Below are 15,566 nucleotides of genomic sequence, written 5' to 3'. Positions count from 1 at the left end.
TCCTCGACAGGCGACGAGCCCGGCCTCAGGGTTTGGGAGCCGGGGTCGCCGGGGCGTTCAGAGCCCGGAATATGTCACCGGGCGCCGGTTCGGCAACCGCGCCGGGCACGATGCCGGCGGGGCGCAGGTCCAGCGGCTTGGACTGCGGCAGACCGACACCCGCCTGCGGCGAACCGGCAACCTCGGTCATGGCCGGAGCGGCCGGGGCCACGGGAGCGACCGGCGCGGCAGCAGCGGCCTGCGCGCCCTTGGGCAGGCCGATGGCGACGGTCACGGGCGCATAGGCAACCTGCTCGACGCCGACGGTGCGGTCGAGGATCATGTTCCAGTCGACCTTGCCCTTGCCCTTGGCGGCCGGGACATCCTCCCCGTCCTCCCCGGGCTCGCCACCGCCCTGCTGGGGCGCGCCGGGCAGCACCGGCCGGTTGTCATCAAGATTGCTCAGCGCCATGGCGGCGGAGCGCGTCTTCTGCGGATTGGCCATGTCGAAGCGGGCAAGGATTTCCTCGGGCCCGGGCTTGCGGTTGCGCTTGCAGTAGCCGTCGGCCGGAGGCGGCGTGCCCGCCCGCGGCAACATGGTGACCGTGGTGCCGGAGCCGCGGGTGCGGAAGCCCCGGTCGATGACCTGGCGCGAGAAGGCGGTGCGCTCCAGCCCCGATCCGGCACCGAGCACGATGGCGATCACCGTGCGGCCGTTGCGCGTCGCCGAGGCCGCGACATTGTAGCCCGAATTGCAGATGTAGCCGGTCTTCAGCCCGTCAGCACCAGGCACCCGCTGCAGGAACTCGCGGTTGGCGGAGCGCAGGGTCTTCTTGCCGAACTTCATGCCGGGATGCGCGTAGAAGTGATGTGCCTCGGGAAAATCCCGCTTCAGCGCCATGGCCAGCAGCGCCAGATCGGCCGCCGAGGAGATCTGCCGGTTGTCGGGCAGCCCGTGCGGATTGACGAACATGGAATCCCGCATGCCGAGACGGCGGGCCTCGGCGTTCATCATGTCGATGAAGGCGGGCTCCGACCCCGCGACGGCTTCCGCGATGGCGACCGCAACGTCATTGGCCGACTTGACCATGAGCATGGTCAGCGCGGTCTGCAGCGTCATCTGGGTGCCGGCCTTGAAACCCATCTTGCTGGGCGGCTGGGCGAGGGAATTGGCAGACTGAACGACTGGGGACTGGAAGGTAAGGCGCCCCTCGCGCACGGCGCGCAGGGCCACATAGGCCGTCATCATCTTGGTGAGGGAGGCCGGATACCACTGCCGCGTCGCCTCGTGCTCCTCGAGCACGGCACCGGTGGCCGCATCGATGACCAGATAGGGTCCGATGTCCGCCCGCGCCGGGGTCAGGGTTGCCGAAAGAACGCTGAGGCCAGCCAAGGCCGCAAGGCCCAGCGAACGCGCCTTGTCAAATCCACCGAGCACGATGCCCTCGTCGAGAAAGAATGCCCCGAAGGCCCGGAGGCCACACCCCGAAATTCAATAAACGATAGAGGTTAAGGAATGCAAAGGTTAAGCGGGCCGACCCACAACAAGGGGTCGTGAACACACGCCGGACCGCAGGTCCCGCACGCCCGGCGGCGGATGCCTCAAACGGCGGCGACTGCCTGTTCTTGAGGCAGGGGAGCCAGCTGCACCCGCCTGCACCCGGCCCGCGGTCCCGCCCGACCGGCCGTGGCCCGGGGCTTGCTAAGGGTCTCCCGACGTACGACGGACATGACACGGCCCTTGCATGCACGCCCGGCCGGGGCCCATGATCCATCCGGGACAATCGGGAGCACGGACAGGGTGAGGAGCACCGCGCAGGCACCTTCGGCAGGAGACACGACACTGGCCCCGTCACTGGCCCAGTCAGTTGCTCCGACACTGGTCCCGACACGAGTCGAGGTCGGGCCGGTCGCCGCTGCGTCCCTGTCGCCGCGCCTGCAGCGCGCGGTCGGCGAGGCGCATGTGCGCTTCGTGCTGCGCCGCGACCAACAGGCCGGCAGCGGTCCCGGCGTGACCGGTCTGGACCGGCTCGGCCAGTCCGGCTCGGCCAAGATCCGTCTCCCCCGGGTCTACGACGGCACCCCCGTGGCGGTGATGCTCAACACCGCCGGCGGCATCACCGGCGGCGACCGGCTCGCCTTCACCGCCGAGGCCGGCACCGGATGCCACGCCGTCGTGACGACGCAGGCCGCGGAGCGCGCCTATCGCAGCCCCGGCGGGGCGGGCGAACTGAGCAACCGCGTCACGGTCGGAGACGGCGCGACGCTGGAATGGCTGCCGCAAGAAACCATGCTGTTCGACCGGTCGCACCTGCGCCGAAGCCTGCAGGTGGACCTGACCGGCACGGCCCGCTTCATGGGACTGGAGATGGTGGTGCTGGGCCGCGAGGCCATGGGCGAAGCCGTCGCCACGACCTCGTTCCGGGATGCCTGGACCATCCGCCGCGACGGCCGCCTGGTCTATGCCGACACGATCAGCTTCGGTCCGCAGACGGACGGCCTTCAGTCCGCCGCTACGCTCGGCGGCGCCCGGGCCTTTGCGACCTTCATCGACTGCGGCCCGGAGGCAGAGGGCAACCTGGCGCTTGCCCGGGCCCTGATCGCCGACCTGCCGCTTCGCGCCGGCGTCAGTGCCTGGAACGGCCGGCTTCTTGCCCGGTTCCTCGGCTCCGGCAGCCGCGTCCTGCGCGACGGCCTGATGCAGTTTCTTCACGCCTATCGCGGGCGCCCCCTGCCCCGCGTCTGGCATTGCTGACCCATGACAAGAACAGACGGAGACCACCGGTGAACCTGACCCCGCGCGAGAAGGACAAGCTGCTGATCGCCATGGCCGCCATGGTGGCGCGACGGCGGCTGGACCGCGGCGTGAAGCTGAACCATCCCGAGGCCATTGCCCTGATCACCGACTTCGTTGTCGAGGGTGCGCGCGACGGGCGGACCGTGGCCGAGCTGATGGAGGCCGGCGCGCATGTGCTGACCCGCGAGCAGGTCATGCCGGGCATCGCCGAGATGATCCACGACGTGCAGGTGGAGGCAACGTTCCCCGATGGAACGAAGCTCGTCACCGTGCACCAGCCGATCCGATAGGGGCACCCATGACACGGATGCAGAGCCTCTCTCTTGCCGCCCTCGTCTCAACTCCGGCCTTCGCGCAAGAGACCGGGGTGACGACCGGACAGGGGGAAACGCTGTTTACGCCGACGGTGATCGGCGTCGCCATCGCCGGCCTCGTTCTGGGCGGAGTGGTCGGTTTCATCCGCCGTCGCAAGGAGATGAAGAAATGATCCCGGGAGAACTCTTCCCCGCCGATGGTGACATCGAACTGAATGCGGGCCAGCCGTCAACCGAGCTGGACGTGGCCAACACCGGCGACCGGCCGATCCAGGTGGGCAGCCATTACCATTTCGCCGAGACCAACGGCGGCCTGAGCTTCGACCGGGAGGCCGCCCGTGGCCTGCGGCTGGACATTCCGGCGGGCACCGCGGTGCGGTTCGAGCCGGGGCAGACGAAGCGGGTGCGTCTGGTGCCCTATCGCGGCGACCGCATCGTCTACGGCTTCAATCAGAAGATCATGGGGCCGCTGTGATGCGGATACGCCAGTTTTTCCTATCCGGTTCCCGGCTGCCGGGCGCGGCAGCGTGCCTGTTGACCGGTCACGCCTTCCTCTTCGTTGCTCCGGCCTTCGCACAGGACACCATCGACTGCGCGAAGGCTGAGGCGCAGATCGAGCTGACCTATTGCGCCGAACAGGACTGGATGGCAGCCGACAAGGACCTGAACGCCATCTACAAGAAGGCGATCACTGCGGCGAAGGCGACGGACGTCACGCTGAAAGAGGTGACGCCGGACCTCGTGGGTGCCGAGATGGCCCTGCGCGACGCCCAGCGCACCTGGGTCGCCTACCGCGACAAGGCCTGCGACGCCTACGGCTTCACGGCCCGTGGCGGCACGCTGGAACCGATGCTGATCTATGCCTGCCGGGCTGACATGACGCGGCAGCGCATGTCCGAGCTCACCGAACTGACCGACGCGCTCGGGTCCAACTGACACCCGCCGGCGCCCTGACGACCCGAACCGCGACACGCGAGGAACCCCGATGCCGTTCAAGATGTCCCGCGCTGCCTATGCCGACATGTTCGGTCCCACCACCGGCGACCGGCTGCGCCTGGCCGACACCGACCTGATCATCGAGGTGGAGAAGGATTTCACCATCTATGGCGAGGAGGTGAAGTTCGGCGGCGGCAAGGTGATCCGCGACGGCATGGGCCAGTCGCAGCACCCGCGCTCGGCCGGCGCGGTGGACACGGTGATCACCAACGTGCTGATCATCGACCACTGGGGCATCGTGAAGGCCGATGTCGGCCTCAAGGACGGGCGGATCGCAGGGATCGGCAAGGCGGGCAATCCGGACGTGCAGCCGGGCGTGACGATCATCGTCGGGCCGGGCACGGAAGTGATCGCCGGGGAAGGACGCATCCTGACGGCCGGCGCGCTGGACGTGCACATCCACTACATCTGCCCGCAGCAGATCGACGAGGCGCTGATGTCGGGTGTCACCACCATGCTGGGCGGCGGCACGGGCCCGGCAACCGGCACCAACGCCACCACCTGCACCCCCGGACCCTGGCACCTGGCGCGCATGCTGCAGGCCGCCGACAGCTTCCCCATGAACCTCGCCTTTGCCGGCAAGGGCAATGCCTCGCTGCCGGCCGCGCTGGAGGAACAGATCCTCGCCGGGGCCTGCGCCCTCAAGCTGCATGAGGACTGGGGCACGACGCCGGCCGCGATCGACACCTGCCTTGCGGTGGCCGACGAATACGACGTGCAGGTGATGATCCACACGGACACGCTGAACGAGAGCGGCTTCGTGGAAAACACCAAGTCCGCCTTCCGCGGCCGCACCATCCACGCCTTCCACACCGAGGGTGCGGGCGGCGGCCATGCGCCGGACATCATCAAGGTGGTGGGCGAGGCCAATGTGATCCCCTCCTCCACCAACCCGACGCGGCCCTACACGCGCAACACCATCGACGAGCATCTCGACATGCTGATGGTCTGCCACCATCTCGATCCGTCGATCCCCGAGGACGTGGCCTTCGCAGAGAGCCGCATCCGCCGCGAGACCATCGCCGCCGAGGACATCCTGCACGACATGGGCGCCATGTCGATCATCTCCTCCGACAGCCAGGCCATGGGCCGTGTCGGCGAGATCCTGATCCGCACCTTCCAGACCGCGCACAAGATGCGCGTCCAGCGCGGCCGCCTGCCCGAGGAAACCGGCGACAACGACAACATGCGCGTCAAGCGCTACGTCGCCAAGGTGACGATCAACCCGGCCATCGCGCATGGACTGGACGAGCACATCGGCTCGGTCGAGGTGGGCAAGCTGGCCGACCTGGTGCTGTGGTCACCGGCCTTCTTCGGCGTCAAGCCGGACATGATCCTGAAGCTCGGCACCATTGCCGCCGCGCCCATGGGCGACCCGAATGCCTCGATCCCGACGCCGCAGCCGGTCCACTATCGCCCGATGTTCGGTGCCTTCGGCAAGGCGATGACGGCCAGCCGCGTGACCTTCGTGTCGAAGGCCGCGCACGAGAATGGCATCAAGGACCGGCTGGACCTGGACAGCCTCGTGCTGCCGGTGAAGAACACGCGGTCGGGCATTTCCAAGCGCTCGATGATCCACAACAGCGCCCTGCCCGTGATCGAGGTGCATCCGGAAACCTATGAGGTGCGGGCGAACGGGGAGCTGCTGACCTGCGAGCCGGCGGATGTCCTGCCCATGGCCCAGCGCTACTTCCTGTTCTAGGGTGGTGCACACCCTGGCCGCAGGGCCAACCCCGCAGGGAGAGACGGACACATCATGTACAAGGTAATCGGCAATCCGCGCAGCCGCTCGGCGCGCATCTACTGGATGCTGGAAGAACTGGGTCAGCCCTACGAGATCGTGCCGGCCAAGCCGCACAGCCCGGAGGTCCTGGCCCTCAATCCGGGCGGCAAGATCCCGATCCTGATTGACGGCGACGCGGTGCTGACCGACAGCGTCGCCATCGTCCAGTATCTGGCCGACAAGCACGGCGCCTGCACATTCCCGGCCGGGACCGTGAACCGGGCGATCCAGGACAGCTTCACCCAGTTCTGCGTCGACGAGGTCGAGGGCGCACTCTGGACCGCCGCCAAGCAGGGCATGTTCTACGAGAACCGGGCCCCGCAGATGCAGGAGATCTGCCAGGGCGAATTCGGCAAGGCGATGGAGACCCTGGCGCAGCGGCTGGGCGACAAGCCCTATGTCATGGGCGACACCTTCACCGTGCCCGACCTGATCCTGGGCCACTGCGGCGGCTGGGCGGCCATGTCCAGGTTCCCGATGCCGAAGGACGGCCCGCTCTACGACTATTTCAAGCGGCTGCGCGAACGCCCGGCCTATGGTGCCATGGGCAAGCGGGTGGCGGAGGCCCTGAAGTGACCGGGGGCGGACCGAAGGGACCGCTGCGCGCCGGTCTGGTGCGGCCGGCGGGCACCTGGCCGGACTGGTCGCTGGACACGATCACGCTCGACGGCGAGGACAGGCATCGCCGCCGGGCGGTGCTGACGACGGACGGCGGCACGGAGTTCCTGCTGGATCTGCCCGATGCGACCTGGCTGCGCCATGGCGACGGGCTGCAGCTGGACGACGGACGCATGATCAAGGTGCAGGCCGCGCCGGAGGATGTGGTGGACATCACGGCGGCCTCGCCGGCAGCGCTCGTCCGCATCGCCTGGCATCTCGGCAACCGGCATCTGCCGACCCAGCTGCTGGACAATGGCCTGCGCATCCGGCGCGATCACGTCATCGAGGCGCTGGTCGAGCTGCTCGGCGGGACGATGGAGGCCAGATCGGCCCCCTTCGATCCCGAGGGCGGCGCCTATGGTCACGGCCGCACGCATGCCCATGAGCACGGGCATGAGCACGGGCACAGCCATGGACACGGGCATGGGCATGGGCGGGACCACCGCCATCACGACCACGATCATGACCATGCGCACGACCATCACCACGGGCATGGGCACCCGGTGCACAAGGACGGACAGGCATCGTGAACGGGCCGATGACCCCTGATTCATGTGAAACATCCCGACCGGCAGCCGAGCCGGTCGCGGAGGAGGCTGGCCTGACCAGCGCCAGCCTCTTCCGGCTGATGGCGCTGCTCTCGCCGGGGTTCCCGGTGGGCGCCTTCACCTACAGCCATGGACTGGAACAGGTGATCGAGGACGGCGACCTGCGCTCGGCCGGCGATGTGGAGGCCTATCTGACCGCCCTGTTCCGGTACGGATCCGGACAGACGGACGCGATCCTGCTGCGGGTGGCCCATGCGGCCGCCAGCGCCGGCGACGACAGTGCCGTGCTGGAGGCGCGCGATTTCGGCCTTGCGCTGGCACCGTCGCGGGAACGGCTCCTCGAAACCTCGGCGCAGGGCACCGCATTCCTCGACACCTGCCGCAAGGCCTGGTGCCCGACGGCCGGCAGCGCCGGCGCCGCGGTGTTTGCCCGCCTGGTGCCGCAGGACGCCGCTGTCGAGCCCTGGCCCTACCCGGTGGCGGTGGGGCTGACGGCAGCGGCCTGGGGCATCCCGGCCCCGCTCACCCTCACCGCCTACCTTCAGGCCTTTGCCGCCAGCCTGATCTCGGCCACCGTCCGCGCCGTTCCGCTTGGCCAGACCGACGGACAGCGGGTGCTGCACCGGCTGGAACCGGTGCTGGCCGAGGTGGCCCGGCACGCCGGGACACGCGGCCTGTCCGACATCGGCAGCGCCGCGCTCGGCGCGGACATCGCGTCGATGCGCCACGAAACCCAGTACACGAGGTTGTTCAGATCATGACGTCTCCCAACGGCCCCCTGCGCGTGGGCATCGGCGGCCCGGTCGGTGCCGGCAAGACCACACTCACCGACCGGCTCTGCAAGGCGCTGCGTGACCGCTACTCGCTCGCCGTCATCACCAACGACATCTACACCAGCGAGGATGCCGAGGCACTGATGCGGTCGCAGGCGCTGCCGAGCGAGCGCATCCGCGGCGTGGAGACGGGCGGCTGCCCGCACACGGCGATCCGCGAGGATGCCTCGATCAATCTGGCCGCCGTGCATGACCTGACCCGGACGTTCCCGGACCTGGACCTGATCCTGATCGAATCGGGCGGCGACAACCTCGCCGCCACCTTCTCGCCGGAACTGGCAGACCTGACGATCTACGTGATCGATGTGGCGGCCGGCGAGGAAATCCCGCGCAAGGGTGGCCCCGGCATCACCCGCTCCGACCTGCTGGTGATCAACAAGACGGACCTGGCCCCTTACGTCGAGGTGGACCTGTCGGTGATGGACCGGGACGCGAAGCGCATGCGCAAGGAGCGGCCCTATCTCTTCGCCAACACCAAGGCGGGCAAGGGCGTCGGCGAGATCGCCGACTTCATCGTGCGCAAGGGGGGACTGGCAGCCTGAGCGGGTCGCTCAGCGCTGCGACCAGAAATAGGGCGTGAACACCAAGAGCCCGCCCATCAGCTCGAGCCGGCCCAGGATCATCTGGAAGCCCAGCAGCCAGGTGACGCTGTCCGGCAGCGAGGCAAAGGTTCCGGCCGGGCCGATGATCGGCCCGATGCCCGGCCCCACGTTGGCCTGCGCGGTGATCGAGGCGCTGAGCGCCGTTTCCAGATCCAGGCCAAGCAACATGTAGATCATGGCAAAGACCGCAAAGGTGGCGGTATAGAGCACGGAAAAGACGAGCACGCCTTCAAGAACCGCCGGCGGAACGGGACGGCCGGCGTAACGCGGTTCGATGACCCGGTGCGGATGGCTCGCGCGTTTCAGCATCACACGGACGGCGCTCAGCACGATCTGGATGCGGAAGATCTTGAAGCCACCGGCGGTCGAGCCGGAACAGCCCCCGATGAAGGTGGTGAAGAAGAACATCGCAATGGCGAAATTGCCCCACAGCAGATAGTCGCCGGCGGCAAACCCGGTCGTGGTGATGACCGAGACGATGTTGAACGTGGCGCGCGTCAGCAACGTGAAGGGATCGCCCTCGACCCTGCCGTTGATCGAGAGGAAGACGCAGAAGCTGATCAGGGCTGTCAGGCAGATGAAGAAAAAAACCTGCCCCTTGTGCGGATTCGGTCGGCCTTCCGCGAGATAAAGAAAGAAGAGGAAGGGCATCGCCGACATCATCATGAAGACGATCGAGATCCACAGCATGGTGTTGGTGCCATACTTGGCCATCGAACTGTCGGATGTGGCGAAGCCGCCGGTCGCGACGGTGCCCATCATGAAGTTCACCGCATCGAAGGCGCTCATTCCAGCCACGTAATAGGCAAGCGCACAGGCGATGCTGAGCGTGAGATAGAGCATCAGCAGGCGGGCAACGAAGGGCTCGACGCGGCCATAGGGCTTGTTCACCTTCTCCGAGGATTCGATGGCAAACAGCTGCGACCCGCCGATGCGCAGACTTGGCAACAGCAGGATGCCGATGACGACGATGCCGATGCCGCCGATCCAGTTGAGCAGGGACCGCCAGAGCAGGATGCCCGGCGGCTGGCTGTCGAGCCCCGTGATCACCGTCGAGCCGGTGGTCGTCAGGCCGGACGCGGTCTCGAAGAAGGATTCGGCAAAGGTCAGGCCGACGTCGCTCAGATAGAAGGGGATCGCGCCGGCGAAGCTGAACACGAGCCAGGCCGCATTGACGAACAGGAAAGTCTCGCGCGGCCGGAACTGGAACTGGTGCCCTTCCAGCGCGGTGGAGATCAGCGCCCCGGCCACCCCGAGCAGCAGTGCCGTGGTGGCAAAGACGGTCCAGTCACCGTCTCCCGCGATGAGATCGGCGCCGGCCGGCAGAAGCATGAACAGGGCAATGATGATCAGCAGACGGCCAATGGGCAGGATGACGGCGCGAAAATCCATCGTGTCTCTTTCGCCAGATCCGGCACCGTGCAGCACGGCGCCGGAGCGAGGCCAGGCGGATCAGATCGGAAACAGGTCCGGACGGCGACGCCCACCCACCTGCTTTCGCGCATGTTCCCCGTTCCGGCGGCAAATGCAAGCCTGAGCCCCGCAACGCCCGCCTCCCCCGGGGTCCCTGCCCCGGGAAATCGTGAGCCGGCGACCGTTGCAGCCCCATCACGTCCGGATCGCTTCCGGCCCCTGGCCGGGGCACGGCGGGTCAACCGTTGAAGACGACGGCGATCTTGTTGCCGGTCGGATCGCGCAGATAGGCGGCATACCAGTCAGGACCATAGTGCGGACGCGGACCCGCAGCCCCCTCGTCGGCGGCGCCCAGCGCCATGGCCTCGCGGTAGAAGGCATCGACCTCGGCCGGCGACGCGGCCGGGAAGGCGACCATGGTGCCATTGCCGGCCGTGGCGGGCGCACCGTCATGGGGTTCACAGATCCACACCGTCGCGCCCTTGCCGGCTCCAGCGGCGGAATAGCCCCGCCAGCCGGGGAAGCTGGCATGCGACGACCAGCCGATGGTGGCCAGCACACGGTCATAGAAGGCATGCGAAAGGGCCACATCCCGCGCCCCGAGCGTCACGTAGAACTCCATCTCATTCTCCCTGTCATGCCTGGGCGCCAGGATGCCGACGCATGATGCCCCACCAGGGGGCGGGTCAGCCGCCGCACGGGCTTGCCCGGCTCTCCGTTCCGGATGTCGGGGACCATAGCGCAGAAACTCGAACAAAAACAGAACATTTCACATCGCCCGAGGAGATCAGGCGGCGTCCGGCAACGGCAGCCACCCCCGGACCGCGAAGGATCCACGGCTTTTGTTGACTCCGGCCTGCATTCCGATGTATTTCCCGCGAACTTCACGAAAGTGACGCCACTTCCAGCCAGCCGACCGGGACCCGAAAAGGTATAAAGAGCTCCCGGAGGTCAACACCCGACAGCGCGTTGCGCCCTCGGGTGCCACACTGCTTTGCGCGGGTCTTCCCGCTGCGGGCGACTGGTGAAGGACGCGGCGCCACCCCAGATGGAGGGGCACCGGCCCATGTGCCGGACGTCAGGTCGCAACCCGGAAGGACACGCGCATGTTTGAAAGTCTGTCCGAACGCCTCAGTGGCATTCTCGACAAGCTCACCGGGCGTGGTGCTCTGTCCGAGGCCGACGTGAACGAGGCGATGCGCGAAGTCCGCCGCGCGCTGATCGAGGCCGACGTCGCCCTTCCGGTCGTCCGCTCCTTCACCGACAAGGTGCGCAACCGCGCCGTTGGCGCCGAAGTGGTCAAGTCGGTCACCCCGGGCCAGATGGTCATCAAGATCGTCCACGACCAGCTCGTGGACATGCTGGGCGCCGAAGCCGAGCCGATCGACCTGAACGCACCCGCCCCGGTCGCCATCATGATGGTCGGCCTGCAGGGCTCGGGCAAGACGACGACGACGGCCAAGATCGCCCGCCGCCTGACCAACCGCGACAAGCGCAAGGTCCTGATGGCCTCGCTCGACACCCGCCGCCCGGCGGCGCAGGAGCAGCTGAAGGTGCTCGGCGAGCAGAACGGCGTCGACACCCTGCCGATCGTAGCCGGCCAGGGCCCGGTGGAGATCGCCAAGCGCGCCATCCAGGCCGCCCGTCTTGGCGGGTATGACGTGGTCCTGCTCGACACCGCCGGCCGCATCCACATCGACGAAGCGCTGATGCTGGAAATGGCCGAGGTGAAGGCCGCGACCAACCCGCATGAAATCCTGCTGGTCGCCGATTCGCTGACCGGTCAGGACGCGGTGAACCTGGCGAAGAGCTTTGACGAGCGCGTCGGCATCACCGGCATCGCCCTGACCCGCATGGACGGCGACGGCCGCGGCGGTGCGGCCCTGTCGATGCGCGCGGTCACCGGCAAGCCGGTGAAGCTGATCGGTGTCGGCGAAAAGGCCGATGCGCTGGAAGACTTCCATCCGCGGCGCATCGCCGACCGCATTCTCGGCATGGGCGACATCGTCAGCCTCGTCGAGAAGGCGGCCGAAGCGATCGACGCGGAAAAGGCGGCCAAGATGGCGGCCAAGCTGCAGAAGGGCACCTTCGATCTGGAGGACCTGGCCGAGCAGCTGAAGCAGATGGAAAAGCTGGGCGGCATGTCCGGCATGATGAGCATGCTGCCGGGTATCGGCAAGATGAAGAAGCAGATGGAAGCGGCGAACATCGACGAGCGGATGTTCAAGCGCCAGGTCGCGATCATCCAGTCGATGACCCCGACCGAGCGGCGCAAGCCGGACCTGCTCAAGGCCAGCCGCAAGAAGCGCATCGCTGCCGGTTCCGGCGTCGATGTGGCCGAGGTCAACAAGCTCCTCAAGATGCACCGCCAGATGGCCGACGTCATGAAGATGATGGGCAAGAACAAGGGCATGCTCGGCAAGATGATGGGCATGCTCGGCGGCGGCATGGCCGGCGGGATGCCCAGCATCGATCCCAAGCAGCTGGAGCAGCTGGCGAAGTCGGGCCAGGTGCCGGGCGCCGGTGACCTGCTCAAGGGCCTGACCGACGCGGGTGCAACCGGTGCGCCCGGCGCCGCCAAGGGCCTGCCCGGCGGCGTTCCCGGCCTGCCCGGACTGGGCGGACCGAAGCTTCCGGGCCTCGGTGGCTTCCCGGGCTTCCCCGGCTTTGGAAAGGGCAAGAAGTGATGTCCGAGACCCACAAGACAGGCGCCGACACCCAGCTCGGCGACAGCCCCGCGATGGTGGAGCTGCGCGCCCTGCGCGCGTCCATCGACAACATCGACGCAGCTCTGGTGCACATGCTGGCGGAACGCTTCAAGTGCACCCAGAAGGTTGGCCACCTGAAGGCCACCCACGACCTGCCGCCGGCCGATCCGGCGCGCGAACAGATTCAGATCGAGCGTCTGCGCCGGCTGGCCGTCGACGCCAACCTCGATCCTGACTTTGCCGAGAAGTTCCTGGCGTTCATCGTCAAGGAAGTGATCCGGCATCATGAAGCCATTGCCGCGAAGACCGGCAACTGAACGACTGGAGAAACTGAAAATGGCTACGAAAATCCGTCTCGCCCGTGGTGGCGCCAAGAAGCGTCCGTACTACCGCATCGTCGTCACCGACGTCCGCGCCCCGCGCGACGGCCGCTTCATCGAGAAGGTCGGCTCCTACAACCCGATGGTTGCCAAGGAGTCGCCGGAGCGCGTCGTGCTCGACATCGAGCGCATCAAGCACTGGCTGGCGAACGGCGCCACCCCGACCGACCGCGTGCACCGCTTCCTGAACGACGCCGGCCTGCTGACCCGCGACGCCCGCAACAACCCGAAGAAGGGCGAGATGGGCAAGAAGGCTGCCGAGAAGGCCGCTGCCGCCAAGAAGAAGGCTGAAGAAGCTGCTGCTGCAGCTGCCGGCGCGGAGTAATTCCATGGCGCGGGCGGTTTCCCGATCGGCCTCCCGGTCTGACCGGACAGGAGCCCCGGCATGACCGGCGCTCCGCAGGACAAGATCCTGATGGCCGTCGTGGGAGCCGCCCACGGCATACGCGGCGAGGTGCGGGTGAAGCCCTATGGCGACGACCCGCTCTCCTTTACCGACTACGGACCGCTGGAAACGGCGGACGGGACCCGGCGCCTCACGGTGGCAACAGCCCGCGTGCAGAAGACCGTGGTGATCACCAAGTTCAAGGGCATCAACGACCGCAACGCCGCCGAGGCGCTGAACGGCCTTGAGCTCTACGTGCCGCGCGACCGCCTGCCGGAGCCGGACGAAGACGAATTCTACCACACCGACCTGATCGGCCTGACGGCCGTCACCGACAGCGGCGAACCGCTTGGCCGCGTCGTCACGGTGCAGAATTTCGGTGCAGGCGACCTGCTGGAAATCCGCCCGTCGAGCGGCAAGTCCTATTTCCTGCCCTTCACGCAGGCCTTCGTGCCGTCCGTCGATCTGGACGGCGGCACGGTTACCTGCGTCCTGCCGCCGGATTACCTGTCCGACAGCGCCAGGGACGACGGCGACGAGGACGCCGGGGCCGACTGAGAGCGGCTGCGGTTGAGCACAGGCTCGACCCGCGCCATCAGGCGCTGATAGTTTTCCGCCTCTGCGGCCGCCCGGCGCTGTTCCGAGCGCCACAGCGCGATCCCGAACACCACCAGCGCCACGCCGATGCCATTGGCAATCGCATCCAGCATCGACGGCTCGCGGCCGGGGATGAAGGCCTGGGCGATCTCGCCGCCAACGCCGAAGGCGAAGGCCACCAGCGCGGAAATGCGCAGCCGGCAACAGAAGAAGGCATGAATGGCGAAGGTCAGCAGCCCGTAGAAGGTGACATGCAGCAGCTTGTCATAGGGATGCGGCAGGCCGTGGTTGAACACCAGCCCCACCATCAGTCCGAACACGATCAGCACGCCGAGCGGCAGCACGCGGCTCAGCGAAATGTCGATGTAATGGGCCTCGACATGACGGCGGATGAAGGCGGGAAGCGGGAAGCGGATGGACGGCACGGCGGTCTGTCTCCTTGAACGTGGCCCGACAGTGGCGGCCGGCGGTTAAGTCGAGGTTAGGCGCAAGGAGCGTCGGTATCAGAAAAACACATTTGATTTCATATAGTTAAATCATACCGACCAGAATCGGTAAAATTGTCTGCAATTCGCCCGCGCTTTCCTTTTTCCCGCGGCTCGCCTATGCAACGGCAGCAGATCCCGGAACCGACCCATGTTTGCCGCAACGATCCTGACCCTTTACCCGGACATGTTTCCCGGCCCTCTCGGCCAGAGCCTGTCCGGGCGCGCGCTGTCGGAGGGCAAGTGGTCCCTCGAGACGCGCCAGATCCGCGACCATGCCAGCGACCGCCACCGCTCGGTGGACGACACGCCGGCGGGCGGCGGGGCGGGCATGGTGCTGCGCGCCGACATTCTCGCCGCCGCCATCGACGCGGCGACCCGCCCCGACGACGACCGTCCGCGCCTGCTGATGAGCCCGCGCGGACGGCCGCTGACCCAGGCGCGCGTGCGGGAGCTGGCCGCCGGTCCGGGGGCGCTCATCGTCTGCGGCCGGTTCGAGGGCGTGGACCAGCGGGTGATCGAGGCACGGGCGCTGGAAGAGGTCTCCATCGGCGACTACATCCTCTCGGGCGGCGAGATTGCAGCCATCACGCTGCTGGATGCGGTCGTGCGGCTGCTGCCGGGCGTGATGGGCAACCAGGAAAGCGGCGAGACGGAAAGCTTCGAGACCGGCCTGCTGGAGCACCCGCACTACACCCGCCCGGCCGATTTCGAGGGCCGCGGCATCCCCGAGGTGCTGACATCGGGCAATCATCGCAAGATCGCGGACTGGCGCCTGGCCGAGGCCATGGCGCTGACGCAGGCCCGACGCCCGGATCTCTGGGACGCCTATCTGGCCGCCCATCCGCCGAAACCGCCCAGACCGCCGCGGCGCAAACGGCAGGATCCACCCGCTTCGACGTAGAATCTGCATGACAACGCGCGGCGGATGCTGTATCTCCGCGCACGCATTAATTGGATCCTCGCCAATGGTGTGCCTTCGTGCATGCCGGACGCGACCCAACGAGACGTTCAGCGATCCGGGAAACCGGGCCAGCCGGGCGTCGCACGGCCCAAGTCAAAGGCCCCCATGCAGGGCCCAAATCC

19 protein-coding genes are annotated in these 15,566 nt (G+C 67.4%); 15 read left to right on the top strand and 4 right to left on the bottom strand.

The genetic code is table 11. The annotated features are described in order from the left end of the window. Window positions 1-25 precede the first annotated feature (25 nt). Window positions 26-1,417, bottom strand: coding sequence for a serine hydrolase (locus tag GWI72_RS18160; RefSeq protein WP_161709562.1), 1,392 nt, complete (start codon window positions 1,415-1,417; stop codon window positions 26-28). Between the two features lie 363 nt (window positions 1,418-1,780). Here GWI72_RS18160 and GWI72_RS18155 point away from each other — a divergent pair, with 363 nt between their 5' ends. The 10 genes from GWI72_RS18155 to ureG are packed head-to-tail and all read left to right on the top strand — an operon-like array spanning window position 1,781 to window position 8,452. Continuing rightward, window positions 1,781-2,734 (top strand): urease accessory protein UreD, encoded by a 954-nt coding sequence (locus GWI72_RS18155; RefSeq protein ID WP_209000173.1) that lies wholly within the window; start codon window positions 1,781-1,783, stop codon window positions 2,732-2,734. A 29-nt stretch (window positions 2,735-2,763) separates the two neighbouring features. Then, window positions 2,764-3,066 (top strand): urease subunit gamma, encoded by a 303-nt coding sequence (locus tag GWI72_RS18150; RefSeq protein WP_161677558.1) that lies wholly within the window; start codon window positions 2,764-2,766, stop codon window positions 3,064-3,066. Window positions 3,067-3,074: 8 nt separating this feature from the next. Continuing rightward, window positions 3,075-3,263, top strand: coding sequence for an LPXTG cell wall anchor domain-containing protein (locus tag GWI72_RS18145; RefSeq protein WP_161709560.1), 189 nt, complete (start codon window positions 3,075-3,077; stop codon window positions 3,261-3,263). Further along, window positions 3,260-3,565, top strand: coding sequence for an urease subunit beta (locus GWI72_RS18140; RefSeq protein ID WP_161677560.1), 306 nt, complete (start codon window positions 3,260-3,262; stop codon window positions 3,563-3,565). Before GWI72_RS18145 ends, GWI72_RS18140 begins: the two co-directional genes overlap by 4 nt. A 59-nt stretch (window positions 3,566-3,624) precedes the next feature. Continuing rightward, window positions 3,625-4,026 carry a lysozyme inhibitor LprI family protein gene (locus GWI72_RS18135; RefSeq protein ID WP_244314406.1) on the top strand — a complete coding sequence of 134 codons (402 nt, stop codon included), beginning with the start codon at window positions 3,625-3,627 and terminating at the stop codon, window positions 4,024-4,026. Window positions 4,027-4,075: 49 nt separating this feature from the next. After that, window positions 4,076-5,788, top strand: a complete 1,713-nt coding sequence (gene ureC, locus GWI72_RS18130; protein WP_161709558.1) for an urease subunit alpha — start codon at window positions 4,076-4,078, stop codon at window positions 5,786-5,788. A gap of 54 nt (window positions 5,789-5,842) precedes the next feature. Further along, on the top strand, window positions 5,843-6,445 hold the full coding sequence (locus GWI72_RS18125) for a glutathione S-transferase family protein (RefSeq protein ID WP_161677563.1): 603 nt from the start codon (window positions 5,843-5,845) through the stop codon (window positions 6,443-6,445). Next, the gene (locus tag GWI72_RS18120; RefSeq protein ID WP_348272718.1) at window positions 6,442-7,059 is read left to right on the top strand and encodes an urease accessory protein UreE; all 618 of its coding nucleotides are present in this window, start codon (window positions 6,442-6,444) and stop codon (window positions 7,057-7,059) included. Before GWI72_RS18125 ends, GWI72_RS18120 begins: the two co-directional genes overlap by 4 nt. Window positions 7,060-7,067: 8 nt before the next feature. After that, entirely contained in the window at window positions 7,068-7,838 is a 771-nt protein-coding gene (locus GWI72_RS18115; protein WP_161677564.1) for an urease accessory protein UreF, read from the top strand. Next, a complete protein-coding gene (gene ureG / locus GWI72_RS18110; RefSeq protein WP_161677565.1) occupies window positions 7,835-8,452 on the top strand; it encodes an urease accessory protein UreG in 618 nt (205 codons plus the stop codon). The genes GWI72_RS18115 and ureG overlap by 4 nt, the downstream gene beginning before the upstream one ends. Window positions 8,453-8,461: 9 nt before the next feature. On the opposite strand, the gene GWI72_RS18105 is transcribed toward ureG, so the two are convergent. Both GWI72_RS18105 and GWI72_RS18100 read right to left on the bottom strand, forming a co-directional pair. Then, the gene (locus GWI72_RS18105) at window positions 8,462-9,904 is read right to left on the bottom strand and encodes a TrkH family potassium uptake protein (RefSeq protein ID WP_161709557.1); all 1,443 of its coding nucleotides are present in this window, start codon (window positions 9,902-9,904) and stop codon (window positions 8,462-8,464) included. Between the two features lie 259 nt (window positions 9,905-10,163). Continuing rightward, a complete protein-coding gene (locus tag GWI72_RS18100) occupies window positions 10,164-10,547 on the bottom strand; it encodes a VOC family protein (protein WP_161709556.1) in 384 nt (127 codons plus the stop codon). A gap of 484 nt (window positions 10,548-11,031) precedes the next feature. Between GWI72_RS18100 and ffh the strand changes: the two genes are divergently transcribed. Genes ffh through rimM form a run of 4 tightly spaced genes read left to right on the top strand, consistent with a single transcriptional unit; the run spans window position 11,032 to window position 13,956 of the window. Continuing rightward, window positions 11,032-12,612, top strand: coding sequence for a signal recognition particle protein (gene ffh / locus GWI72_RS18095; protein ID WP_161677568.1), 1,581 nt, complete (start codon window positions 11,032-11,034; stop codon window positions 12,610-12,612). Window positions 12,613-12,665: 53 nt separating this feature from the next. Beyond that, entirely contained in the window at window positions 12,666-12,950 is a 285-nt protein-coding gene (locus GWI72_RS18090; RefSeq protein ID WP_208995966.1) for a chorismate mutase, read from the top strand. 19 nt (window positions 12,951-12,969) lie between these two features. Then, window positions 12,970-13,338: a 30S ribosomal protein S16 gene (gene rpsP / locus GWI72_RS18085; protein WP_161677570.1), complete on the top strand. Its 369-nt coding sequence runs from the start codon at window positions 12,970-12,972 to the stop codon at window positions 13,336-13,338. A gap of 60 nt (window positions 13,339-13,398) precedes the next feature. Continuing rightward, window positions 13,399-13,956 carry a ribosome maturation factor RimM gene (rimM, locus tag GWI72_RS18080; protein ID WP_161709554.1) on the top strand — a complete coding sequence of 186 codons (558 nt, stop codon included), beginning with the start codon at window positions 13,399-13,401 and terminating at the stop codon, window positions 13,954-13,956. Here the strand turns inward: rimM and GWI72_RS18075 are convergent. Further along, a complete protein-coding gene (locus GWI72_RS18075; protein ID WP_161677572.1) occupies window positions 13,902-14,420 on the bottom strand; it encodes a VanZ family protein in 519 nt (172 codons plus the stop codon). The genes rimM and GWI72_RS18075 overlap by 55 nt on opposite strands. Before the next feature lie 211 nt (window positions 14,421-14,631). Between GWI72_RS18075 and trmD the strand changes: the two genes are divergently transcribed. After that, window positions 14,632-15,384 carry a tRNA (guanosine(37)-N1)-methyltransferase TrmD gene (gene trmD / locus GWI72_RS18070; protein ID WP_161709553.1) on the top strand — a complete coding sequence of 251 codons (753 nt, stop codon included), beginning with the start codon at window positions 14,632-14,634 and terminating at the stop codon, window positions 15,382-15,384. Window positions 15,385-15,566: the final 182 nt, after the last annotated feature.

Origin of the sequence: Pannonibacter sp. XCT-53 (assembly GCF_009915765.1) — a bacterium.
In the GTDB taxonomy this organism is placed as follows: domain Bacteria; phylum Pseudomonadota; class Alphaproteobacteria; order Rhizobiales; family Stappiaceae; genus Pannonibacter; species Pannonibacter tanglangensis.
This window is presented reverse-complemented; position numbering and strand designations above follow the sequence as displayed.